Below are 23,523 nucleotides of genomic sequence, written 5' to 3' on the forward strand. Positions count from 1 at the left end.
TTCCAGATAAAATGAAGATACAAATGAAACAGGGAGTGATGATAATGTCGATTCTAGAGGTCAGACATTTAGAAAAGATTTATGAGGGAAAAGTTGCTCATAAAGCACTAAACGATATCAATTTTTCCATTGAAAAAGGTGAGTTTGTCGGGATCATGGGTCCATCCGGGAGCGGTAAAACAACGCTACTTAACTTAATTGCCACCATTGACCGCCCGACATCCGGTGAGATTAAGATAAACGGCAAAAATCCACATGTATTAAACAGAAAAGAAACTGCACTGTTCAGACGACATGAACTGGGCTTTGTGTTCCAGCACTTTAATTTACTGGATACTTTAACGGTGGAAGAAAACATTGTGCTTCCTCTTACATTGGATGGGGAAAGTGTTAGAGAAATGAACAAAAAGCTGCAAAATGTTACGAAGAAGCTGGGGATTGACCAAATCCTAAAGAAAAGAACCTATGAGATATCTGGTGGACAAATGCAGCGAACTGCAATTGCACGTGCCATCATTCACAACCCATCGCTTATTTTAGCGGACGAGCCAACTGGTAACTTAGATTCGAAATCTGCAAAGGATGTAATGGAGACTTTAACCGCTATAAATCAAGAAGATGGCGCAACTGCCTTAATGGTAACGCACGATGCAGTTGCAGCAAGCTACTGTCATAGAGTGATCTTTATTAAGGATGGAAATCTATACAACGAAATTTATCGCGGGGATAACCGCCAAGCATTCTTCCAAAAGATTATTGATATGCTTGCTTTGCTAGGAGGAGACAGCAGTGACCTTTCCACAGTTCGTGTATAGAAATGTCGTTCGTAATAAACGGACATACTCGGCCTATTTTCTAAGCAGTGCGTTCTCTGTGTTGATTTTCTTTGTATATGCACTATTTATTTTTCACCCGGATATCAAACAAGGTGTTACTTCTTCGGTTGCAGTCCAGCTAATGACCGCTGCGGAGGTAATTATGTACGTATTTTCCTTTCTATTCGTGCTGTACTCTGTCAGTACCTTCCTAAAATCAAGGAAACGTGAATTTGGAATTTTAATGATGCACGGCATGACTAGGGGCCAATTGAATCGTATGGTCTTTTTGGAAAATATGCTAATAGGCATTGGAGCAATTATTGTTGGAATTGGATTGGGTATTATCACAGGCAAATTATTTTTAATGATCGGATCAAAGATGATTGGAATTGACTCACTTTCCTTTTATCTTTCTCTAAAAGCATTATTGCTAACAATATGTGCGTTTTTAATTCTATTCTTTTGTATTTCATTGTTTACGACTATTCTTTTAAGAGTAAATAAATTGATAGATTTATTTCAAGCTGGTGAAAAACCTAAGAAAGAACCGAAGGCCTCGGTGCTTTTATCACTGCTTGCGGCTGTTTTACTTATAGCAAGCTATTACTTGGCTGCTACAACGACAATGCAGAACATTTTAATTAGGATTCTTCCAGTCATTGGAATGACCATTGTAGGAACATATTTTTTCTATACGCAGCTATCGATTTTTGTGATAAAAATAATGCAAAAGAATCGTTTTCTCTTTTGGAGAAAAACAAATATCATAACGATTTCAAGCCTTGCTTATCGCTTAAAGGATAATGCACGCATGTTTTTCATGGTTACCATTGTTTCTACGGTTGCCTTCTGTGCGGTAGGAACACTTGCTTCGATGAATGTAATGAACAAGCAATTTGAGGAAGACTATCCTGCAGCTATAAGCTACACAGCAATGGATAATCAACCAGTACAGCAGCAAAACTTGCAAGAAATTAAAACAGAATTAAACAAGAAAGGCATTCCCTATACGATATCAACCGCTGTGATCAAAAATGTGGAAGTTTCTTCGGAAAATACAGGCTATCGTTATCCAATAAAGGATATTGATATTATTTCATTCTCCGACTATCAAAACATCGCAAAAAGTGCAGGATTTGATGTTCCGGAAAAACCATTAAACGGAAATGAAGCAATGGCAATGTTATCCACCCATTTTCAAATGGAATTTAAACCTGTAACTTATATATTAAAACAGGATAATATTAAACTAGAGGCAAAAAAGCAATCTAAAAATGTTGCAATCCCATTTAGATCCGGCCTAATAGTCAGTGATGAACTCTATCAAAAACTAAAACCCGTAAAAACGAATACTTATACAGGATTCTTTGCAAAAGACTTTGAGAAAACAGCAGGAATTGCTAAAAAACTTGCACCAGAAGGAAGTTCTTACGCTTCTGAAAATCATCATTATGAAATACAAGTCAGCGGTACGATGTATATAAATCAAATGAATATGTTCAAGATGATGCTCTTCGTCGCATTGCTAATTGGTGCGGTCTTCTTTATAGCAGCAGGAAGTTTCCTATATTTCCGCCTGTATGCAGACCTTGAATATGACAGACGTCAATACTTAACGATTAAAAAGGTTGGACTAACAGACCAGGAATTAAATAAAATTGTTACCCGGCAGCTCGCCTTGCTATTCTTTGTTCCGATTGTCGTAGCATTTGTTCATAGTGCATTTGCTTTCATGGCATTGCAAAGCTATTACTCATTATCGATTGCATCAGAGATGATTATTGTCCTGGTAAGCTTCCTTATTGCTCAATTGATATACTTCTTCCTTATTCGTTATCGTTATTTGCGAAACTTAAAGAAATCTTTAATTTAGTACTTTCAATCAAATTTTTTGGAATTAGATTGAAATGTATGAATCATTAAATGGAAACCGGAATGCCGATCATTCCGGTTTTTTGCTTCATACGGAGACGTAAAAGAAATCAGATACGTTGACAAATAATGTTAAAGGACAGAATTTCCGTTATTCCCGTAATAAATCATATTTCATCGTTTTTGGGGGACAGCCATTCCGTTATTTGGTGGAAATTACCAAAGAATATAGTAAATCACGGAACGAGGATCCGATCATTGCCTAAAAACAAGCATTTTGTCATAGTTAACAATCTAGTGTCCGCCAAAAATTTATAGCGGAAGCAGGTATTTAAAACAAAACGTCTTTATAACTACCTACCGCTATCTTATAAAAATCCCTAATAGTAACAGTCTTTTGCTTTAATAGCGGAGTCCGTTGTACTCCCAAATGCCCTTTTTGTCACTGATAACGGAACCTGTACGGTTAGTTTTTATCTTTTCGCTAATTTATTGGCCATAGAGTGTTAAGTTTTTTATGATATTTGCTTCAGACATCTTGTATCCCCAAAATTCTTTTTATATAATATATTTAGAAAATTAAAATGAATGATTATTCATTCAGAAAGGGGAGGGAATATGGATTTAACAACACGACTTCACAACACTTCAAAAGAGAGCGCTAACAAGATTGCCTATTATTTTATGGATCAACCAACTACATACTCTGAGTTAGATGCGGCAGTGACAAAATTTGCAAGCGGTTTGGAACAATTGGGGTTGAAAAAGGGGGACCATATCGCACTTCTTCTTGGAAATTCGCCGCATTTCATTATTGCCCTTTATGGTGCAATGAGACTTGGCGTGACGGTTATTCCGGTAAATCCAATCTATACGCCGGAAGAAATAGGCTATATTTTAATGAACGGGGATGTGAAGGCAGTAGTAGCACTTGACCTTCTAATGCCATTAGCTGAAAAAATGGAGGCAATGCTGCCTAAGGTCGAACATTATATTATTTGTGAATCGGATCCTACTAAAAAAGTGGAGCTTCCTGCAAACAATAAATTGAAATCGTTTACAGAGGTTGTGGCATCAGGAAATCTAAGCTTCCAAGGACCGCAACTATCAGAGGATGATGTTGCTGTCATTCTTTATACATCTGGAACAACGGGCAAACCAAAGGGTGCTATGCTTACTCACAAAAATCTGTATTCTAATGCAAGTGATACTGGCATGTATTTAAAAATGAACAATGATGATCGTGTTATTACTACCTTACCAATGTTTCATGTCTTCAGCCTTACAGTCGTAGTTAATGCTCCACTAATTAGCGGGGCAACTCTATTAATCGCTCCAAAGTTCAGTCCAAAAGATATTTTTAGGCTTGCCAAAAAATATAAAGCCACCATTTTTGCAGGAGTACCAACCATGTATAATTTCTTATTCCAATATCCTGAAGGAGACCCAAAGGATTTTTCATCTTTACGCCTATGTATTTCAGGTGGAGCATCACTTCCGGTTGCACTGCTGAAAAACTTTGAAAAGAAATTTAATGTGTTTATATCGGAAGGATATGGTTTATCTGAGGCATCTCCAGTCACAGCCTTTAATCCTCTTGATCGTCCGAGAAAGCCAGGATCTATCGGCACTTCCATTTTAAATGTGAAAAATAAAGTAGTAGACGTATTAGGGGAAGAAGTTCCAGTCGGTGAAGTAGGTGAGCTAATAGTACAGGGACCAAACGTCATGAAAGGGTATTATAAAATGCCGGAGGAAACTGCTGCAACGATTCGGGATGGCTGGCTTTATACTGGGGATTTAGCAAAAATGGACGAGGACGGTTATTTTTATATTGTCGACCGTAAAAAAGATATGGTGATAGTGGGCGGATTTAATGTTTATCCTCGGGAAGTAGAAGAGGTATTATATGATCATCCAGACGTGGTAGAAGCTGCTGTAATTGGCATACCTGATCCGGAACAAGGAGAAGCAATAAAATGTTATGTGGTAGCAAAAAATAAAGAGTTAACGGAAGAAGCTTTAATGGTTTATTGCAAAGAAAGATTAGCAAAATATAAGCTTCCAAAATTTATTGAATTTATTGAGGAACTTCCGAAAAATACTACTGGCAAAATTTTAAGAAGAGTTTTAAAGGACCAACTTCCAACGAAATAAGTGAAAAAATGCAGAATAAAGATTCTGCATTTTTTCATACAATTATCATGGGTTCTCTTATTGAAGGTTTTCGTTATTTCTCGATATTGGCGAACTAGTAGAAGTATGCTGATTAATCCAATCGAGTGAACGTTGTGAAACATTAGTCCAATTAGGAATTTGAGCCTGGTGCTGCTCCACCCAACTCATGCAATACTGGGGATCGATACTATATTCCTCACAAGCAGCTAAGAATGCTTGAATGGTTTCTTCGGTACAATTCTGCCAAGAGCCACATGTATCTACCCACACCCTCTCCATTTTTGATTGAACTGTTGGATCACTTACAAAATGATTAAATTGGTTTTCATTTGTCAATTAAGTGTACCTCCTATCTTAATCTTTACCATTTTCCATTATGTCCAAGGTTCTATAAATCAAACGATTTAAAAGAAAATAGCTTAATTAAAAAGGTTTTTTATCAGATATGTTGAAATACATTTATAGAATTAAAAAAGGGGTGTAACAATGAGTAATATTGAATTAAGCGTGCAAGATAATATTGGATACGTAACCCTTAATAGGGAAGAAGCCATGAATGCTTTTAATTATGAAACGTTATGCGAACTTGCCAGTGTAGTAGAGTCTATTAGAACGAATTCTGATATACGTGTGGTAGTTTTTCGAGGTGCTGGTGATAAAGCATTTAGTGTCGGGGCAGATTTAAAAGAAAGAAAAACACTATCCGAGCAAGATGTGCGCAGGAATGTATATAAAATCGGGGAAGTTTTTTCCGCAATTGAAAGGCTGCCACAGCCTACAATTGCTGCCATGAACGGCTATGCATTCGGCGGTGGGATGGAACTAGCCCTTGCCTGTGATTTCCGGATTGCAGTCAGAGAGGCAGTCATGGGGTTAACGGAAACAAGTCTGGCTATTATCCCTGGTGCTGGAGGGACACAAAGACTCCCGCGTTTAATTGGTGAGGCGAAAGCCATGGAACTTATTCTAACAGCGAAACGAATGTCGGCTGATGAAGCTCGCGAGTATGGTGTTGTAACCCAAACAGTAGAAAGGGAATATTTTTCTCAAGCTGTTAATGATTTTGCTGCCAACATTCTCGCTAATGGTCCAATTGCGGTCCAACAAGCGAAATTTGCGATTAAAAATGGAATGAATACAGACCTTCAAACCGGCTTAGAAATTGAAAGAAAGGCATATGAAATTACCATCCCCACTGAAGATCGCGTAGAGGCATTACGAGCCTTTTCAGAAAAACGGAAACCAAACTTTAAAGGGAAATAATTTATCCATACGATACTATTTCGGTAGTATCGTATTTTTATTACTTAAGATTTTGCTCTTGTGATTAGAAATAAGAGTATATATAATAGAAATATTATTTTGAAAATTGTCTGTTTTAAGCAGGGCTCCTTATTTTCAAATTTTTCCGAGGTGATGTGTGTTGGAGGCGTCTATAGAAAAAGCATCAAGTTTTCGTGAAGGGATACAATCAGGACTTAGTATTGCGATCGGATATTTTCCTATTGCGATTGCTTTTGGACTGCTGTCAAAGACGACTGGATTAACATTATTTGAAACGGTATTGATGAGTTTAGTAGTTTTTGCAGGGGCCAGTCAATATATGTCTCTTAGTTTAATTGCTTCAGGTGCTGGAGCATTTGTCATAATCTTTACCACATTTGTAGTAAATATTCGCCATTTCTTAATGTCGGCATCTCTAAGTGAAAAGGTCGAGCCGGAAAAATCTTTGATTAAAAGTTTATATGCGTTTGGTATAACAGATGAGACGTTTTCCGTTATGGCTACAAAAGCCGGTTCTGTCAGTACGGGATTTGCATTTGGAGTCGTCGGCATTTCATATGCTAGTTGGGTCATCAGTTCCGGTATCGGTTTTGCAATAGGTGCTAGTTTGCCCCAAGTTTTACAAGAAAGCATGACAGTTGCGCTGTATGCCATGTTTATTGGACTCTTAGTGCCTTCTATGAAAAAGAGTATGAAAGTTGTATATCTAGCGATATTAGCTGCTGTTTTTAATAGTATTTTCTTATTTTCTAAAACTTTAGAGGACGGTTGGGCAATTGTAACCTCCACGATTTTGTCTGCTGTTATTATCGAGTTTGTAGAGACGATGAAGCGCAGGAAGAGGGGAATAAGCGATGAGTAGTTCCATCATTTTAATCATCATAGGGATGGGAATTGTAACATACATACCGAGGATGCTGCCGCTTGCATTATTCAGTGGAAAGTCAATGCCTCCATTTTTAGAAGGGGTATTACGGAATGTTCCTTATGCTATTTTAGGTGCCCTTATTTTCCCAAAAATATTTCTCATTCAGGATGATATTTGGTTTGGAATAACCGGAGCTATAGCTGCATTAATTTTAGCATTTATAGGAGCAAATGTGATTGTTGTGGTACTTGGATCCATTGGAGTTTTAAGTCTTTATTCGCTATTATTTTAAATTAAAGTCTCAGATGAAGAAGTTTTGAATATAAAGAAGTATGACATTTTTATCCTGAGGGTGAACAAATGAATACTTCTATATTTATCCAATCAAATGAATTAGTAAGGTATTGTGCAATCGGGGATTCTTTAACAGTGGGGATAGGGTCCACCTATTTTGTAAAAGGGTTTATTACTAAGTATTTGTGGTTATTAAGAAGATCACTGAATAAGCCAATAGTTCCGTATATTTACGGGAAAAGCGGTGCGACAACAGCCGATATTTTAAAAATGTTGAACAATCCATTTGTAAAGGAAGGGATTATTCGCTCCAGTATTATTACGCTGACTGCAGGCGGGAATGATCTTATTGACTCGGCACAACTCTTTCTGAAAAATAAAAATGAAAAGGACTTTTTCCTCGCGGTGGATCAAGGGAAAAAGAACCTTGCATCCATCATGGATAGGATATTAAACATGAAAAAAGGCGGGGAGCCATTTATTATTCGGATGATGAATCTGTACGATCCGTTTGAGAATATCCCCGGGACCGATAAATGGGTAGAAGCGTATAATCAGGGGATTGAACGACTCTCCTCGCCTCCAATGATAAAGGTGGCTAATGTTCATGATCGCTTTAAAGGCAAGACAAAAGAATTATTGGCAATTGATCATGTTCACCCTAATAACAAAGGATATGAAGTTATCGCTGATGCGTTTTTTGAACTTGGTGTTGATCCATTATAAGGGCAAGAAATATCTTGCTCCTTTTTTATTTTAAAGAATATCCCCATTAATCCGGCAAATATTGGGTATATTTTTAGTAAGATATAAAAACTTCTTAAAAAGCTGTTCTATTCCGAGGCTATTTTTTCTACATTTATATTAGAGGACAGAAGGGAGGAGTAGCTATAATGTTAAGAAAGTGGGCATTTCGTGCCGTCATTGCTTATTTGCTTTTTGGAATATTGATGTATGTGTATCTATTTTATATAGCAAATACCAACATTCCCGCGGATTTAAAAGGGACAAGCGTGGACCCATCTACATTTTTAAATAGCAGGGAATTAATGCTAAGCGAAGAATACTCTAAGATTAGAAATTTGTTATTTTTTCTTTCCACTCCATATGAATGGCTCTTTTACTTTCTTGTACTAATATTTGGGGTTTCAAGGGGATTTGAAAGATGGGCAAAGAATACATCTAGATTTCATATTATCCAATCTGCAGTGTTTTTGTTTTTACTCTACTTATCGGCATATCTAGTCACGTTTCCGCTTGAGTTTATTTCGTATAAGTTTTCGAGAATGTACCATATTTCTACTCAAACCTTTACAGGATGGATGAGGGATGAGGTTATTGATTTTTGGGTGAATCTAGCCATCATGTTTATTATGGTAACAGTCCTCTATGCCTTAATGAAAAAGTTTAAGAAGAGATGGTGGCTTCCGGCATGGCTTTTATCGATACCCTTTACACTGTTTATGATGTTCATTCAGCCCGTTGTCATTGATCCTCTGTATAACGACTTTTACCCACTTAAAGATAAGGCATTAGAGACAAAAATACTGGGTCTGGCAGATAAAGCGAATATTCCGGCTAAGCATGTTTATGAAGTGAATATGTCAGAAAAAACAAGCTCGCTTAATGCGTATGTGACCGGAATTGGTTCAAACGCACGGATTGTTTTATGGGATACAACCCTTAATCAATTAAATGACAAAGAAATTCTCTTTATCATGGCTCACGAGATGGGGCACTATGTTGAAAAACATATCTATTTTGGAATAGCCGGATATCTACTATTATCATTACTGGGGCTATGGCTGACCTCAATCCTGATGGACATTATAGTAAATAGGAAGGGCCGGACATTAAAAATAAACGGGGTTTCTGAGTTAAGCTCGTTGCCTCTGTTTCTGCTTATCATATCTGTCTTACTTTTTGCTTCTAGCCCTTTAACAAATTGGGTTTCACGCTATGAAGAAACACGAGCAGACCGTTATGGAATTGAAATGACACATAATCAAAAGGCGGCTATCCAAGCGTTTCAGGATCTGACCAAATCAGGATTAAGCCAAGTAAATCCACCATTATTAGTGAAAATTTTCCGTTATGATCATCCAACCATGTTGGAACGGATGAAGATGATTGAAGATTATAAGTTTAAAAAGAAACCATAAACAGAAGAAAGACCCCTCAGACAATACGTCAGAGGGGTCTTTCTTCTTGTATCTGTGGACCGGTAACTTCAAAAAATTTTTTTTACGAGCCGAATCGCTCTTCAAGATTTTTTAGTTCATTTGTTAGTTTCATAAATTGTTTTTTATCTTTTATATCTAATGCGTTATCAATTTCGCGAAGGATTTGTTCCCTTTGCCTTTTCAAAATTAATTCGTTTAAAATCATATCGGAGTAAATATGCAACATCCATTTTTCATTTTGTAGCTGTGTCATCGCATAATCCTTCATCAATTCTGTGTAAGATTTCTTTTTTTCCATCGATGATCACCTCTTCTGCTTTTAAACATTATAGCAGAAAAGAGTCCACTAATCAACGGAACAATTGTAATTTTCTGATAAAATCTATTGAAATTGTCGAAAAACAATTGACATGTTTCGATTCATTTCTTCATTTCTTCCTTAAAAGTTCAGATTTTTTCGAAAAAATAATGACAAAAATGGAAGTACATGCTATTATAGGGATGAATATGGAAAATATTGTAGAAAGGAAGAGGAATGTTGGCAGAGAAAAGCTCATTAATAGAAGAATATGAAATTAATCCGTATACGATGGCGATTATTCCTACACAATATGGATCGCGAATGTACACTGAAGTTTTGGAAGCGCAGGATCGTTTTATCTCACCATTTAGACCGATTGACATTGTAAAGAAGAGTTGCGAATACTTTGGGGCGTCATACTTGGGAAGAAAAGAAGGGACCAAACGTCTTATAGGTATTACACATAAAGCACCCATCATTGTTGACCCTCATACATCCATTTATCTATTCCCTACGACATCACCGAAAAACCCACATTGTATTTGGATTTCGCATGACCATGTTATCAATCAGAAAAGGGCAAGTTCTAATTCTACAGTGGTTACTTTCCGTAATAAGCAAACATTAACAATCCCAGTATCTATTAGTTCGTTTGAAAACCAATTATACAGAACTTCCCTTTTACGCATCAGATTTAACCAACACATACAGCATATGGAGAAAAGGATTGGACAAACCCAAAGCTTCATTATGCAACTGGAAGCATCTGAAAGAAAGCAAAATTATGAAATGAAAAATGATCCTATTTTATAGGCTTAAGGAGCAATCAGGTAAAGATTGCTCCTTAAGCCTCTTTTGGTGTATTTATTGGAGGGGTTAAAAAACGTTGAAAAAGGTAGTATCTTAATAATTCTTCCGTGCGATTTCTAAGTCGGGGATTAAAATAGTTATGATGCTCCTCATATCCTTTGTACAAAAACATATACATGGTAAAGGTATCATCTGATTGCAGTCGTTCTACCTTAATTTGATGCTTTCTCATGTATCGTTTAACTTCCGCGAGTTCTTTTTGGATGTGTCTCATAGTTTCATCAATCCATTCAAGATATGGTTTTTTTAATTTAAATGGACTTTTATCAATAATGGTTAAGTCACGATTTAAAACGGTCAAAACCATTGGTAAATAAATTGCCTGTTCAATTATATCACGATCTTGATCAGGTATCTTTGTCATATAAGAATCCCTCTTTTCTGTTTAGGAACATTTGTTCGTATATATATATATATATTACTTATGTACAGGATGGAATTCAAGTAATTCTAAGTTGAAGAACAGGAAAAAAAATAAATTATTTATTAGTATGCTTTCTTAACCACTGAAGTCTCAGTCTAGCTATAGCGTCAGTTGGTAAGTGAATGAATAAGGTGAGCTTTACTTATTTTGAGTCAATATAAAATAGTTATGCAGTATTATAGAAATATTTTAAATTTTTGAAGGGAAAATGTTTTGGGTGTCGAAATAAATAATATAGTGAAAACATTTGCCGATTATTTATCGGCGATATTTTATAGTGAAGGGTGATAAAGCATGGAGAAGAAACAAGGAATTCAAACGGAAGATTTATATGAATTAAAATCAGTAACCGATCCACAGCTTTCTTCCAATGGAAAAGATGTTGTTTATACTCAAACACATATGGACCGAGAAAAAAATGAATATGTTTCCAATTTATATTATGTAAATGTAGAGGAAAAACAGCCCGTCCAATGGACATTTGGAAATCATCGCACTAATTCGCCGAGATGGTCACCAGATGGTAATAAGCTTGCGTTTGTTTCGAATCGTGATGGTAAGCCGCAAATCTATGTTTTACCGAAAAATGGCGGGGAAGCTAAGCAAGTAACGTTCCTTAAAAATGGAGCAAGAAATCCGGTTTGGTCACCCTGTGGGGAAAAATTAGCGTTCTCTGTTACGCTTGGCAAGGATGAAACGATTCAAGACCATCCAAAAGAAGAAAAGGAAAAGACAGAGTTAAAACCGTTAGTTGTTGAAAAAATGAAGTATAAATCCGATGCAAGCGGATTTTTAGATTTAGAGCAGCATTCACATATCGGTATCGTAAATGTAAAAACAGGGGATGTGGAACAAATCACATCAGGAGATCAAGACTACCACTTAAGTTCATGGTCGCCAAATGGAAAATTTATTACATATACAGCTGATTTAGCGGAGGACACGGATTTTTCCTTTAACTCTGATATCTTTTTATATAATCTCGAGACAAAAGAGACGCAGCAGGTAACAAATAGCACGGGTGGATTTTGGCAAACCTCTTGGTCTCCAAACAGCCGATATCTATCCTTCCTTGGGAGTGAACAGGAATTTAAAAATGCAACACATTCAAAAGTTTGGATCTATGATTTAGAAGAAAAGAGTCTAAATTGTGTTACTAGTGATCTTGATGCACCGGTTGGCGACTATGTGGCAGGTGATTTTCAGCAAGGCGCAACACTTCCAGGAGTCCAATGGGGGGATGATAATGAAAGCTTTTACTTCATTGTTTCCGATCATGGAAGTACACATGTCTATTTTGGAAATCTTTCAGGAGAAATTTACCCTGCTTTGCATGAAAAACAGCACGTCTATGGATTTAGTTTAAATAAAAAAACACATCAGGCAGTAGTAGCAATTAGTAAACTGACGCTTCCTGGTGAACTATTCTTTGTTAATTTGCAAACAGGAGAATTGGAACAGCTGACCTTTACAAATGATGAATTCTTAAAAGAAAGAGAACTATCTGATGCAGAGCCAATTGAATATGAAAGTGCAGAAGGATGGAAAGTTCATGGCTGGTTGATGAAACCTGTTGGGTTTGAAGAAGGTAAGAAGTATCCATTAGTCCTGGAAGTCCACGGTGGGCCACATGCTATGTATGCGAATACGTACTTTAATGAGTTCCAAGTATTAGCTGCTCAAGGATTTGCCGTTTTATTTGTGAATCCACGCGGAAGCCATGGATATGGACAAAAGTTTGTCGATGCAGTACGTGGTGATTATGGCGGTAATGATTATAATGATTTAATGGCAGCTGTAGATTATGTATTGGAAACATATGATTTCATCGATAAAGAACGACTAGGTGTAACAGGTGGGAGCTACGGCGGATTTATGACGAACTGGATTGTAGGTCATACAGATCGCTTTAAAGCAGCTGTTACACAGCGGTCTATTTCCAACTGGATCAGCTTTTACGGAGTAAGTGATATAGGCTATTACTTTTCTGAGTGGCAAATCCTTGCAGATTTAAATGATATCGAAACATTATGGAAGCATTCACCATTAGCATATGCAAAAGATATTAACACTCCGCTACTTATCATCCATAGTGAAAAGGATTATCGTTGTCCAATAGAGCAAGGGGAACAATTATTTATTGCATTAAAACGTCAGGAAAAAACAACGAAGTTTATTCGTTTCCCTGAATCGAATCATGAGCTTTCAAGAAGCGGAAAACCACAATTACGTATAAACCGACTAGAATACATCAGAGATTGGTTCTTGCAATACGTTTAAAAAAATAGGTTTTAACCGATTCTAAAAAGTAACCTCATTTTTACAAGAGGTTGCTTTTTTCTATGGAAATATTCAACATTACAACTAAACTCCATCCTATTAAATATGCTATACTTCACATAGGAAAATATTCTGATATATAAAGATAGGGGAAATCAGATGGATTTTCATACTATAAAAGATTGGTTAACAGTAGACAATATTATGCATTTAATGGAACAATATCGTACACTAGGTCCATTACCAGGCATTCTTTTAATTGTTCTTGAGGCATTTTTCCCCTTTATACCCTTGTTTTTAATCGTTCTGGCAAATGCTAATGCTTTCGGCCTTTGGTTAGGCTTTCTTATTTCATGGATAGGATGCAGTCTAGGGGCGATTCTCGTATTTTTAGTTCTTCGTAAATTCGGAAAAACCAAAGCACTTGCTTTTCTATACAGAAATCGTCAAGTGCAAAAAGTGATGAGCTGGATAGAAAGACATGGATTCGGTCCCATATTTTTAATGATTTGTTTTCCGTTTACACCTTCAGCAGTTGTCAATATTGTAGCGGGTTTATCGAGAATAAGTGTATTTCAATACATATTAGCTGTATTAGCTGGAAAAATGGTAATGGTATTCTTTATCAGTTATGTCGGATATGATATTTTCTCATTAGTGAAAAAACCAGTAAGAACCGCTATTGTTCTGGTTGCTATGTTTTTTTTATGGTTTATTGGAAAAAGACTCGAAAAAAAATTGGCCAAAAAAACGGAAAAGAAACATACACAGGCATAACATCATAATTTTTAGGCAGTCTCCCTATGGAACCTAATTTGTGATAAAATATTTTAAAAAGTCTGTTATTAAGACGTTCTAAGATCTTTTTGCAGGTTCCATGATGAAAGAGGGGAGGACATTGAATACGAAACTTACCATTGTAGATACAAAATTGATGCCACCATTGATTAAAAACAATCATATTCGTAGGGCGAGCCTTATGAGAAAGTTGAAAACAGCAGTGAATTATCCATTAACTATTGTTCATTCAGGTGCTGGTTATGGGAAAAGCACTGCTTTAAGTTTGTTCATCCACGATGTCAGGCACAATTTCTGCTGGTATACTATATCAAACAATGATGATGATATTATTCCTTTTGTAACATATATTGTTTTTTCTTTAAGAAAGCGCAATCCTTTTTTTGGTGCTGAATTATTGGAATATATGAACTCAATGGGTAAGTACATTCGTGAAGAAGAAATATATACTCTTTGTGCATTGTTTATTAATGAAATATCCCACATTCAAGATGAAATAATTATGATCCTCGATGATTTTCATTTAGTGGATCATTCTTTTACCATTAATCAATGGCTAGAAAGGGTTATTGAACATTTACCGGAAATATTGCATATCGTGATTTCTACTCGAAACAAACCTAAATGGAATCTATTAACTAAGTGGAAAGTTTCAGGAAAAGTATTGGAGATTTTGGAAGAGGATTTAACCTTGGACACGGAAGAGGTTGAATTGCTTTTTCAAGATTTTTATGGATTGAAACTAGAGCAAACGCAGCTTCAATCTATTTTTCAATTAACGGAAGGCTGGGCAATTGCATTAAGTATGATTGCTGAGCAAATAGAAAAAGGAACATCTATCCAATCTATTTTAAACTATCATCATTCTTCTATGGAAGAATTGTTTCACTATTTAGCGATAGAGGTATTTTCGAAACAATCTCCCATTATACAAAGCTTCCTTGAACAAGCCTCCATCTTTGAAGATATTACACCTCAAGTTTGTGATGAAATCCTTGGAATCCAAGGCTCAGAATTAATGCTGGAACAACTTGCAGAACGAAATGCTTTTCTCCATAAAATTTGGGGAAGCAAACAATATCGTTTCCATGCTTTGTTTAAAGCATCCCTGCAAAAAAAATTAAAAGTAGAACAAGGATCCTTGCATCGGAAGCTCCATGAACAATGTGCGAGGTATTACGAGAAAAAGAATTTCTGGGAACAGGCTATTTATCATTATGAACAAATTTAACAATATGAGCCTATTGGCTATCTGTTGGAAAAAAACGCAATTGACATGCTGCAAAGCGGACGCTTAGAAAGCTTATATGAAAAGTTGAAAAAAATACCGGACGAAATGAAAGATCGGTATAAAATATTATGGTTTTACGAAGGAGAGGTGCTTAGATATCAATCCTTTTATGAGAAAGCAGAGAGATGTTATCAGCATCTAATTGATGATGTGGGACAAGGACAAGAACGATTAAACTTAATTGGAAAAGCGTATGCAGGGATTGCCCAAATTTATTTGGATACGATACAGCCTGGTAAGGCAGAGAGATTTCTGCAACTAGCCATTGAGGCTACGGAATCTGATCCTGATGCAGACGAATCAGAAAAGCAACAGTTATACTTCCTAATGGCCGAAAACTTTGTCAATTCTGGTCAAGCTGTAAAAGCAGAGAAGTGGTATGAGAAAGGAAAAATGAAAAACAAACTGCTCCATGAAGGAAATTTAGATGCACGTTTGTATTTGCGAACAGGAAAGCTGGAAATGGCAAATCGAGTGCTTTCCGGTCGCCTAAGCTCGGAAGTGAGTACTTTGCCAAAATCCCATCGGGAAACGGATATATTGCTTTCTTTTATCGAGGCATGTATGGGAAACGGGGAAAAAGCAAAAGAATTAGCCCAACGAGGAATTGAAAGGGGTATCCGCTATAAAAACTCCTTTGTTGAGGCATGCGGTTGGATGAGAATGGGTAATGCGGTACAAATACTTGATCAATACGAAATGCGGCTAGCGGAACAATGTTATATGACCTCTTTACACATGATGGAGGAAGTGAAAATCTCTCGCGGAAAAGCTGAACCGTATATGGGATTATGTGTTTTATACAGCCGAATAGGTGAATACGAGAAGGCAAAGGAATTCGGGAAATTGGCCTTAGAGGAGACAGAAAAGGTATATGATTTATGGCTGTCATCCTTTATTCAGCTGTGCATGGGAATTGCATTCCTTTACAATAAAGAGCTAGAAGAGGCAAGAAGTATTTCAAAAGATGCAAAGGAAAACTTTAGGCAGTGCGGAGATCCATATGGATTAATGCTAACGGAATTATGGAATGCGTTTTTATTTTATGAAACAAATGATGACAACCAGTTTTTAACTGCAATTTCTTCTTTTCTTAAGGAAGTGCAACTTGGAAATTATGAATTTATTTTTTTTAGACAGGCTCCATTTAGCCCAAAAGACTTGCAATCTATTATGCCTTTACTAATAAAAGCAAAGGAACTGGAAGTTCATTCTGCGTTTACGTATAGAGTATTAAGAGAAATGGGATATGAGGAATTAGACTCGCATCCTGGCTATACACTCAAAGTAGAGACGCTCGGAATGTTTAAAGTATGGTTAGGAGATAGATTAATAGAGGGGAAAGATTGGCAGCGCGAAAAATCGAAGGAGTTATTCCAATTCTTTTTAATTCACCGGCAAAAATGGTGGAGTAAGGAAGAAATTTACCAAATGATTTGGCCAGATGCGGATGAAAAAAGCGTTGACCAAGAATTTAAAGTGCTCCTAAATGCATTAAATCGTGCGTTAGAACCAAATCGCAAGGCAAGAGTGAGCCCTTTTTTTATAAAACGGCAAAATAACACATACAGTTTAAATCCCAAAGCTGTTATAGATGTGGACTTCATTCAATTTGAAGAATGGATATATGCAGGACTGGATGAAAAGAATCCTGAAAAGGCAAGAAATATATTGAAAAAAGGGTTAGAGCTTTATAAGGGGGATTTTTTATCAGAAAGGCGGGATGTATGGTTCGCTGCAGAACGGGAAAGGTTATTAACTATTTTCTTGCGAGGCGCGGAAAAAATGGCGCAATTATGTGTGCAGAATAACGATTCTAATGAGGCAATTGTATGGTGTGAGCGGATATTGAAAATCGATTCGACATGGGAGGAAGCATATCGACTCATGATGTTTTGCTACTATCAAAAGAACAATCGGCCGCAAGCGATCAAGTGGTATAAGAAGTGTGAGAGAAAACTAATGCATGAATTAGGTGTTGCCCCAATGGAGCCAACCAAAAAGATGTATGAAATGATTTTATCGGAATCTGAAATACCATCACTATAAAACGAAAAACCAGTTGCTAATTTAGGCAACTGGTTTTTCTATGTCTGGGATGAAGGGACAGGTCCCATGTCCCAGTTATTAATTCTTAGTCCAAATAGTTGTAACTGTCTTGTAACCCCTTTCATATACGATCAATACACGCAAGATGATTACTTTTCTTAAAACGGGGGGAGAATTTTGAGAAGGTCAAAAAGATTTTCAGCTTTAATAAGTGTAGTTATAGCTGCCTTATTATTAACCACTGCATGCAGTTCCAATAAAGCAAGCGGTGGAAAGGAGGATAAAGGAATAATTAAGATAGGGGTTCTTGCCTCGCTCACAGGTGCACTGGAATCCTATGGAAAGCAAACGAAGAATGGATTTGAAATGGGTCTTGATTATGCAACGGATGGGAAGCGAGAGATTAATGGTAAGAAGATTAAAGTAGTGTATGAGGACACCGAAACAAAGCCGGAGGTGGCCGTGAAAAAAGCTACAAAACTATTAGAAGAAGATAATGTAGATTTTCTAGTTGGATCATCCAGCTCGGCAGATACATTGGCAGTTGTGCCTTTAGCGGAAGAATATAAAAAAATTATGATTGTGGAACCTGCCGTTGCAGATAGTATTACAGGTGCTGATTTTAATAAGTATATTTTTCGGACTGCAAGAAACTCTTCTCAAGATGCCGTAGCAGGGGCAGCTGCCATAGCAAAACAAGGTGTAAAAGTCGCAACACTTGCACCGGATTATGCCTTTGGCCGTGATGGTGTTGCTGCCTTTAAGGAAGCAGCAGAAAAGCTTGGTGCAAAAATAATTCATGAAGAATATGCAGATCCAGCGGCAACAGATTTCACCTCAAATATTCAAAAAATCATTAATGCCAAACCGGATTATTTATTTGTTATTTGGTCAGGTGCAAATTCGCCGTGGAAGCAAATTGCTGATATGAAGGTTCAGGATAAAGGAATCAAGATTTCCACTGGTGCGCCGGATATTGCTGCATTATCTACAATGGAACCGCTTGTCGGAATGGAAGGGTTCTCGGTTTATTACTATGATCTTCCACATAATAAGATAAATGACTGGCTTGTTGCGGAAAATAAAAAACGATTTAACGGAGAAGTTCCGGATTTATTCACACCTGGAGGAATGAGTGCCGCCATTTCCATCGTGGAGGCATTAAAGAAAACAGACGGAAATACCGATGCTAACAAACTCATCAAAACAATGGAAGGCATGAGCTTTGACACACCAAAAGGGAAAATGACGTTCCGTAAAGAGGATCATCAAGCATTGCAAAGCATGTACGCTATAAAGCTAGAGAAGAAGGATGGGGTATCATATCCTGTTCCAGTCTTAATACGTGAACTATCACCTGATGAAACAGCCCCTCCCATTATGGTTAAAAAGTAATAAGAAAGCAATGAGTGAAATTTGACGTGAACTCTCATATTCGTAGACTTAGAGTTCGATAAAGGAAACCGTACCGAGGTAGTTTACGAGATATAGGAACGGATAATTCTTTTGCACCAGACAAACTAATCTCATGAAATACTTAAAATGATATAAAATGTATACTTTTTTTAAAAAATGAAATGAACTTCGGGTAAAGGCATCCGGAGTTCCTTCTTTTAAGATAGGACGGTGAAAAAATGACGAACATATTAGAAACAAAGCAGTTAACTATTCAATTTGGAGGGCATCTGGCCGTGAACGAGGTTGATTTTAAAGTAAAAGAAAAGGAATTTAAATCCATTATTGGGCCAAATGGTGCAGGGAAAACAACCTTTTTTAATTTACTTAGTGGTCAGTTAACCCCAACAAAAGGATGCATTCTTCTAAAAGGAATAGATATTACTGCGCTTTCTTCATCGCTGAGAACAAGAAAAGGGATAGGAAGATCCTTTCAAATTACGAATGTATTCCCCAATTTAACCGTGTTAGAGAATGTGAGACTAGCGGTTCAATCGCAGATGGCCATACGCTACCAAATGCTGTTTCCTTTTAACAAGTATAAAAAGGTGCTAGACAAGTCATATGAATTGCTTAAACTAGTTTTTTTAGAGGAAAAGGCGAATTCATTGGCAAAAAATTTAGCGCACGGGGAGAAAAGAAAGCTGGAGATTGCCATGTTATTAGCGCTCGAAACGGAAATATTGCTGCTGGATGAGCCAACGGCAGGCATGTCATTAGAAGAGGTTCCAGCCATTTTGGAAGTCATTCGCAATATTAAGAGGGAAGGGAAAAGGACAGTCATCCTTATTGAACACAAAATGGATATGATCCTTGATTTATCAGATTCAGTAACGGTTCTCTTTAATGGTACATTGCTAGCGGATGGTACTCCAAAAGAAATAATGGATAACGAGACCGTTCAAACAGCATATTTAGGAGGATTGCACAATGGACACAATGCTTAAGGTTGAGAATCTCCAAACTTATATCGGACAATATCATATTTTACAAGGGATTTCCTTTCAGGTGAAAAAAGGGGAAGTAACCGTTTTGCTGGGGCGAAATGGTGCCGGGAAAACAACAACATTGCGAAGTATCATGGGTTTGAATCCACCATCACAAGGAAAAATATATTATCAAAATGTAAGTATAGAAGGGTTGCCAACCTATAAAATAGCGAACCTCGGAATTGGGTATGTTCCGGAGGACCAAGGAATATTCAAGGATTTAACCGTAGAAGAAAATATGAAAGTAGCAATGAAAAAACAGGACGCAGAAACAATAGATAGGCTTGAATGGATACTTCAACTATTTCCTGACTTAAAAAAGTTCTGGAAAAAGCCAGGAGGATTATTAAGTGGCGGACAAAAGCAGATGTTATCGATTGCAAGGGCGTATCTAAATAATATCCAACTGTTGTTAATAGATGAACCGAGTAAGGGCCTCGCACCGATTATGGTAGAAAAGGTGATGGATTCAATATTAGAAATGAAGAAGGAAACCACTATTATATTGGTCGAGCAAAATTTTATGATGGCAAGTACGATTGGTAACCAATTTTATATTATCGATGATGGTAGAACTGTATATTCAGGACGTATGTCTACATTGAAAGAGGATGAACAATTGAAGCGAAAATACTTGGGTATTGCATAGTAGGGGGGGCTCTATTCATGGAATTAATGTTAAATTTGATTATTAATGGTCTAGCTACTGGTATGCTTGTATTTTTACTGGCTGCAGGATTGACGTTGATTTTTGGTTTAATGGATGTATTAAATTTTGCTCATGGCGGTTTCTTTGCATGGGGAGCTTTTAGTGCTGTTTGGCTTTATTCCCTATCCGGAAGCTTTTTTGTGGCAATAATAGGTGCAATTGCTACGGGAATTATGTTAGGAATTTTTACGGAAAAAATCATCATTAAACCTGTTTACGGAAACCATATTCAACAAATTTTAATTACATTAGGGTTCATGCTCGTTCTAACAGAATTTATTAAGGTAGTCTGGGGACCGAATCAAATGGCCGCAAAAACCCCGGAATTTTTAACCGGTAGTTGGGAACTGGGAAATGTCATCCTTATTAAATATCGTGTATTTATCATCATTATTGCTTTAATTGTATATTCAATGGTTCAGATTGCTTTAAAAAAAACCAAAATAGGGTTAATCGTACGAGCAGGTGTTATGGATAAAGAAATGGTGCAGGCACTGGGCATTAATATCAAAAAAGTATTTATGTTTGTATTTATCGTAGGTTCAGCCATGGCAGCACTTGGCGGTGCTTTAATCGCTCCTTACTCTGGGGTTGTTTATGCAGAGATGGGAATGGAATATGCGATTTTGGCTTTTATCGTCGTTGTTATAGGCGGTATGGGAAGTTTTTCAGGATCTTTATTTGCAGCTATATTAGTTGGATTATCTGGTTCATTCATGGCTTATTTTATTCCGGATCTGTCTCTAGCTGTAAATATGCTATTGATGGCGATTGTCTTAATATTCCGGCCACAAGGCTTATTTATTTCAAGGGGGTGAAAAGCATTGAAAAGACTAGGATGTATTTCACAAATTTCTCTTATCATCATTGCCGTTTGTTTAATGGTGATTCCATTTGTCTATGAATCAAGAAGTACCCTCATTCTTCTAACGCAAATTTTCATTTTTGCTATTTTTGCAATGAGCTACGACATACTGCTGGGATATACAGGAATCGTTTCATTCGGTCATGCCATGTTTTTCGGTATCGGTGCCTATACAACCGGGATCTTACTACAGCGACAAGAACCGACAATGGGCATTTTTATCTTATCCATCATCGTTGGGATTATAATATCGGTTATAGTAAGTTACATCGTAGGGTTAATGACATTGCGACTGAAAAGCCATTTTTACGCCATGCTAACCTTGGCTTTTGCCAGTCTATTTCAAGTTGCTTCTGAAAAGTGGCGTTCTCTGACATCCGGGAATGACGGTTTTACCTTTAGGATTCCAGAAATATTGATTGACCGGTCAACTTTTTATCTTATTTGTCTAATTCTAATGGTCATCCTCTATTTTATGTTGCAGCGCTTTACACAATCACCCATGGGAAGTGTTTTAATTGCGATCCGAGAAAATGAACAGCGGGCTGAATCTCTAGGGTATAAGGTACTTCATTATAAGATAATCGCAAGCATTATTGCAGGGGCAACAGCTTGCCTAGCGGGTTCTTTATATGCGGCTTCATTACGATTTGTTAATACGAGTGTGTTTACGATGGATACTACTCTAGATGCCTTATTGATGACCATTATCGGCGGAGTTGGAACATTGCTCGGGCCAGTAATTGGCGCAGGTTTAATTGAATTTGCTCATCATTGGTTAAGCGGACTTGCTGAGAAATATCCATTATTTGAAAGATGGATTATCTTCTTTGGAATTATTTATATTTTAGCCGTTATGTTTTTTCCAAAAGGGATTGTTGGATCTATACAAGGTTGGAAAGCTGGTAAGAAGTTGAAAAAGGCAGTAAAAGTAAAACATGAGAAGAAAATTGCTGGCTAAAGCGAGGTATAAAGATGAATATTGGTATTCTGAGTACAGGAATTTATATACCGAAACAATTTATAACAGGTAAAGAGATTGCTATAAAGGCAGGAATTCCTCTTGAAATTGTGGAAATGAAGATGGGAATTAAAAGGAAGCCTGTCCCTAGTAACGAGGATCATACATGTCAAATGGGAATTATTGCAGCAAAGCAGGCAATCGAAAGAGCTGGCATTGATCCGAAAGATATTAATCTCATTATCTATATTGGTGAAGAACATAAGGAATATCCTTTATGGACAGCGGCTATTAAAATGCAGGAGGAGTTAGGGGCTTATCATGCGTGGGCTTTTGACGTTGCTCTGCGCTGTGGAACAACCATAATGGCAATGAAAGTAGCAAAAAGTATGATGATCGCGGATCCTTCTATTCAAACGGTACTCTTGGCAGGTGGCTATCGAAATGGGGACTTTATAGATTACGAAAATGAAAGAACTAGATTTATGTTTAATTTAGGTGCTGGCGGTGGGGCAATCCTGTTACAAAAAGGATTAAAGAAAAATATTTTATTAGAGTCTGAGATTATGACAGACGGTACCTTTTCGGAAGATGTAGTTGTTACTGCTGGAGGAACAAAGCAGCCAATTACTCATGAAGTGCTAGAAAAAGGCTTGTATAGACTTGATGTTCTCGATCCACAAGGGATGAAACGAAGACTTGAACAAAAGTCCATGGATAATTTTCTAAAGGTAATTCGTTCAGCACTTTATAAAAGCGGATACACAGAAAAAGATATAAAATACGTTGCAATGCTCCATATGAAGAGGTCTGCCCATCAAAATGTATTAAAAGAACTTGGATTGTCAGAGGAGCAATCTATTTATCTTGAGAATTATGGACATATTGGGCAAATCGATCAAATATTATCTTTAGAACTAGCGGAATTAGAGGGAAAACTTCACGATGGAGATATAGTTGTTCTCGTAAGTGCAGGAATTGGTTATGCCTGGGGAGCAAACGTAATAAGGTGGGGAAATAGTCAAAATTAGGGG

The 23,523-nt window shown here is 37.0% G+C and carries 22 protein-coding genes; 19 read left to right on the plus strand and 3 right to left on the minus strand.

Annotated elements, in window-relative coordinates; genetic code table 11:
- Window positions 1-44: 44 nt before the first annotated feature.
- From CWO92_RS01145 to CWO92_RS01155, 3 genes are all read left to right on the plus strand, one after another.
- Window positions 45-815 carry an ABC transporter ATP-binding protein gene (locus CWO92_RS01145; protein ID WP_101352347.1) on the plus strand — a complete coding sequence of 257 codons (771 nt, stop codon included), beginning with the start codon at window positions 45-47 and terminating at the stop codon, window positions 813-815.
- The gene (locus CWO92_RS01150; protein ID WP_101352348.1) at window positions 790-2,691 is read left to right on the plus strand and encodes an ABC transporter permease; all 1,902 of its coding nucleotides are present in this window, start codon (window positions 790-792) and stop codon (window positions 2,689-2,691) included. Before CWO92_RS01145 ends, CWO92_RS01150 begins: the two co-directional genes overlap by 26 nt.
- 617 nt (window positions 2,692-3,308) lie before the next feature.
- Window positions 3,309-4,847: a fatty acid--CoA ligase family protein gene (locus tag CWO92_RS01155; RefSeq protein ID WP_101352349.1), complete on the plus strand. Its 1,539-nt coding sequence runs from the start codon at window positions 3,309-3,311 to the stop codon at window positions 4,845-4,847.
- Window positions 4,848-4,904: 57 nt separating this feature from the next.
- On the opposite strand, the gene CWO92_RS01160 is transcribed toward CWO92_RS01155, so the two are convergent.
- The gene (locus tag CWO92_RS01160) at window positions 4,905-5,204 is read right to left on the minus strand and encodes a hypothetical protein (RefSeq protein ID WP_235851543.1); all 300 of its coding nucleotides are present in this window, start codon (window positions 5,202-5,204) and stop codon (window positions 4,905-4,907) included.
- 150 nt (window positions 5,205-5,354) lie between these two features.
- Here CWO92_RS01160 and CWO92_RS01165 point away from each other — a divergent pair, with 150 nt between their 5' ends.
- From CWO92_RS01165 to CWO92_RS01185, 5 genes are all read left to right on the plus strand, one after another.
- Entirely contained in the window at window positions 5,355-6,131 is a 777-nt protein-coding gene (locus tag CWO92_RS01165; protein ID WP_101352350.1) for an enoyl-CoA hydratase-related protein, read from the plus strand.
- Between the two features lie 160 nt (window positions 6,132-6,291).
- Window positions 6,292-7,014, plus strand: coding sequence for an AzlC family ABC transporter permease (locus tag CWO92_RS01170; protein WP_101352351.1), 723 nt, complete (start codon window positions 6,292-6,294; stop codon window positions 7,012-7,014).
- Window positions 7,007-7,312, plus strand: a complete 306-nt coding sequence (locus CWO92_RS01175; RefSeq protein WP_101352352.1) for an AzlD domain-containing protein — start codon at window positions 7,007-7,009, stop codon at window positions 7,310-7,312. Before CWO92_RS01170 ends, CWO92_RS01175 begins: the two co-directional genes overlap by 8 nt.
- Before the next feature lie 68 nt (window positions 7,313-7,380).
- Window positions 7,381-8,040: a GDSL-type esterase/lipase family protein gene (locus CWO92_RS01180; RefSeq protein ID WP_101352353.1), complete on the plus strand. Its 660-nt coding sequence runs from the start codon at window positions 7,381-7,383 to the stop codon at window positions 8,038-8,040.
- Between the two features lie 167 nt (window positions 8,041-8,207).
- Window positions 8,208-9,476 (plus strand): M48 family metallopeptidase, encoded by a 1,269-nt coding sequence (locus CWO92_RS01185; protein WP_101352354.1) that lies wholly within the window; start codon window positions 8,208-8,210, stop codon window positions 9,474-9,476.
- Window positions 9,477-9,558: 82 nt separating this feature from the next.
- Here the strand turns inward: CWO92_RS01185 and CWO92_RS01190 are convergent, their stop codons facing one another.
- The gene (locus tag CWO92_RS01190; RefSeq protein ID WP_101352355.1) at window positions 9,559-9,795 is read right to left on the minus strand and encodes an IDEAL domain-containing protein; all 237 of its coding nucleotides are present in this window, start codon (window positions 9,793-9,795) and stop codon (window positions 9,559-9,561) included.
- A gap of 237 nt (window positions 9,796-10,032) precedes the next feature.
- Here CWO92_RS01190 and CWO92_RS01195 point away from each other — a divergent pair, with 237 nt between their 5' ends.
- The gene (locus CWO92_RS01195; protein ID WP_233269824.1) at window positions 10,033-10,611 is read left to right on the plus strand and encodes a competence protein ComK; all 579 of its coding nucleotides are present in this window, start codon (window positions 10,033-10,035) and stop codon (window positions 10,609-10,611) included.
- 31 nt (window positions 10,612-10,642) lie between these two features.
- Here the strand turns inward: CWO92_RS01195 and CWO92_RS01200 are convergent, their stop codons facing one another.
- The gene (locus CWO92_RS01200; RefSeq protein WP_101352357.1) at window positions 10,643-11,032 is read right to left on the minus strand and encodes a YhjD family protein; all 390 of its coding nucleotides are present in this window, start codon (window positions 11,030-11,032) and stop codon (window positions 10,643-10,645) included.
- A 354-nt stretch (window positions 11,033-11,386) separates the two neighbouring features.
- Here CWO92_RS01200 and CWO92_RS01205 point away from each other — a divergent pair, with 354 nt between their 5' ends.
- From CWO92_RS01205 to CWO92_RS01250, 10 genes are all read left to right on the plus strand, one after another.
- Window positions 11,387-13,372 carry a S9 family peptidase gene (locus CWO92_RS01205; RefSeq protein ID WP_101352358.1) on the plus strand — a complete coding sequence of 662 codons (1,986 nt, stop codon included), beginning with the start codon at window positions 11,387-11,389 and terminating at the stop codon, window positions 13,370-13,372.
- Between the two features lie 159 nt (window positions 13,373-13,531).
- Window positions 13,532-14,149, plus strand: coding sequence for a TVP38/TMEM64 family protein (locus CWO92_RS01210; protein WP_101352359.1), 618 nt, complete (start codon window positions 13,532-13,534; stop codon window positions 14,147-14,149).
- Window positions 14,150-14,270: 121 nt separating this feature from the next.
- On the plus strand, window positions 14,271-15,401 hold the full coding sequence (locus tag CWO92_RS01215) for a winged helix-turn-helix domain-containing protein (RefSeq protein WP_101352360.1): 1,131 nt from the start codon (window positions 14,271-14,273) through the stop codon (window positions 15,399-15,401).
- Window positions 15,402-15,425: 24 nt separating this feature from the next.
- Window positions 15,426-17,510 (plus strand): AfsR/SARP family transcriptional regulator, encoded by a 2,085-nt coding sequence (locus CWO92_RS01220; RefSeq protein WP_101352361.1) that lies wholly within the window; start codon window positions 15,426-15,428, stop codon window positions 17,508-17,510.
- A gap of 177 nt (window positions 17,511-17,687) precedes the next feature.
- The gene (locus tag CWO92_RS01225) at window positions 17,688-18,905 is read left to right on the plus strand and encodes a substrate-binding domain-containing protein (RefSeq protein ID WP_437177493.1); all 1,218 of its coding nucleotides are present in this window, start codon (window positions 17,688-17,690) and stop codon (window positions 18,903-18,905) included.
- 239 nt (window positions 18,906-19,144) lie between these two features.
- Window positions 19,145-19,912 (plus strand): ABC transporter ATP-binding protein, encoded by a 768-nt coding sequence (locus tag CWO92_RS01230; RefSeq protein ID WP_101352363.1) that lies wholly within the window; start codon window positions 19,145-19,147, stop codon window positions 19,910-19,912.
- Entirely contained in the window at window positions 19,896-20,603 is a 708-nt protein-coding gene (locus CWO92_RS01235; RefSeq protein WP_101352364.1) for an ABC transporter ATP-binding protein, read from the plus strand. The genes CWO92_RS01230 and CWO92_RS01235 overlap by 17 nt, the downstream gene beginning before the upstream one ends.
- A gap of 17 nt (window positions 20,604-20,620) precedes the next feature.
- Entirely contained in the window at window positions 20,621-21,481 is an 861-nt protein-coding gene (locus tag CWO92_RS01240; protein ID WP_101352365.1) for a branched-chain amino acid ABC transporter permease, read from the plus strand.
- 63 nt (window positions 21,482-21,544) lie between these two features.
- Window positions 21,545-22,489, plus strand: a complete 945-nt coding sequence (locus CWO92_RS01245; protein WP_101352771.1) for a branched-chain amino acid ABC transporter permease — start codon at window positions 21,545-21,547, stop codon at window positions 22,487-22,489.
- Between the two features lie 14 nt (window positions 22,490-22,503).
- Window positions 22,504-23,520, plus strand: a complete 1,017-nt coding sequence (locus tag CWO92_RS01250) for a 3-oxoacyl-ACP synthase (RefSeq protein ID WP_101352366.1) — start codon at window positions 22,504-22,506, stop codon at window positions 23,518-23,520.
- Window positions 23,521-23,523 lie beyond the last annotated feature (3 nt).

Source organism: Heyndrickxia camelliae (assembly GCF_002844575.1).
Classification (GTDB): domain Bacteria; phylum Bacillota; class Bacilli; order Bacillales; family Bacillaceae_C; genus Margalitia; species Margalitia camelliae.

Bases quoted from the DNA above. Each gene is read 5' to 3' on its own strand.
- CWO92_RS01240 (WP_101352365.1), top strand. From the start codon at position 20,621: ATGGAATTAATGTTAAATTTGATTATTAATGGTCTAGCTACTGGTATG.
- CWO92_RS01175 (WP_101352352.1), top strand. From the start codon at position 7,007: ATGAGTAGTTCCATCATTTTAATCATCATAGGGATGGGAATTGTAACA.
- CWO92_RS01210 (WP_101352359.1), top strand. From the start codon at position 13,532: ATGGATTTTCATACTATAAAAGATTGGTTAACAGTAGACAATATTATG.
- CWO92_RS01250 (WP_101352366.1), top strand. From the start codon at position 22,504: ATGAATATTGGTATTCTGAGTACAGGAATTTATATACCGAAACAATTT.
- CWO92_RS01205 (WP_101352358.1), top strand. From the start codon at position 11,387: ATGGAGAAGAAACAAGGAATTCAAACGGAAGATTTATATGAATTAAAA.
- CWO92_RS01230 (WP_101352363.1), top strand. From the start codon at position 19,145: ATGACGAACATATTAGAAACAAAGCAGTTAACTATTCAATTTGGAGGG.
- CWO92_RS01165 (WP_101352350.1), top strand. From the start codon at position 5,355: ATGAGTAATATTGAATTAAGCGTGCAAGATAATATTGGATACGTAACC.
- CWO92_RS01195 (WP_233269824.1), top strand. From the start codon at position 10,033: ATGTTGGCAGAGAAAAGCTCATTAATAGAAGAATATGAAATTAATCCG.
- CWO92_RS01155 (WP_101352349.1), top strand. From the start codon at position 3,309: ATGGATTTAACAACACGACTTCACAACACTTCAAAAGAGAGCGCTAAC.
- CWO92_RS01185 (WP_101352354.1), top strand. From the start codon at position 8,208: ATGTTAAGAAAGTGGGCATTTCGTGCCGTCATTGCTTATTTGCTTTTT.
- CWO92_RS01245 (WP_101352771.1), top strand. From the start codon at position 21,545: ATGGTGATTCCATTTGTCTATGAATCAAGAAGTACCCTCATTCTTCTA.
- CWO92_RS01180 (WP_101352353.1), top strand. From the start codon at position 7,381: ATGAATACTTCTATATTTATCCAATCAAATGAATTAGTAAGGTATTGT.
- CWO92_RS01145 (WP_101352347.1), top strand. From the start codon at position 45: ATGTCGATTCTAGAGGTCAGACATTTAGAAAAGATTTATGAGGGAAAA.
- CWO92_RS01200 (WP_101352357.1), bottom strand. From the start codon at position 11,032: ATGACAAAGATACCTGATCAAGATCGTGATATAATTGAACAGGCAATT.
- CWO92_RS01190 (WP_101352355.1), bottom strand. From the start codon at position 9,795: ATGGAAAAAAAGAAATCTTACACAGAATTGATGAAGGATTATGCGATG.
- CWO92_RS01235 (WP_101352364.1), top strand. From the start codon at position 19,896: ATGGACACAATGCTTAAGGTTGAGAATCTCCAAACTTATATCGGACAA.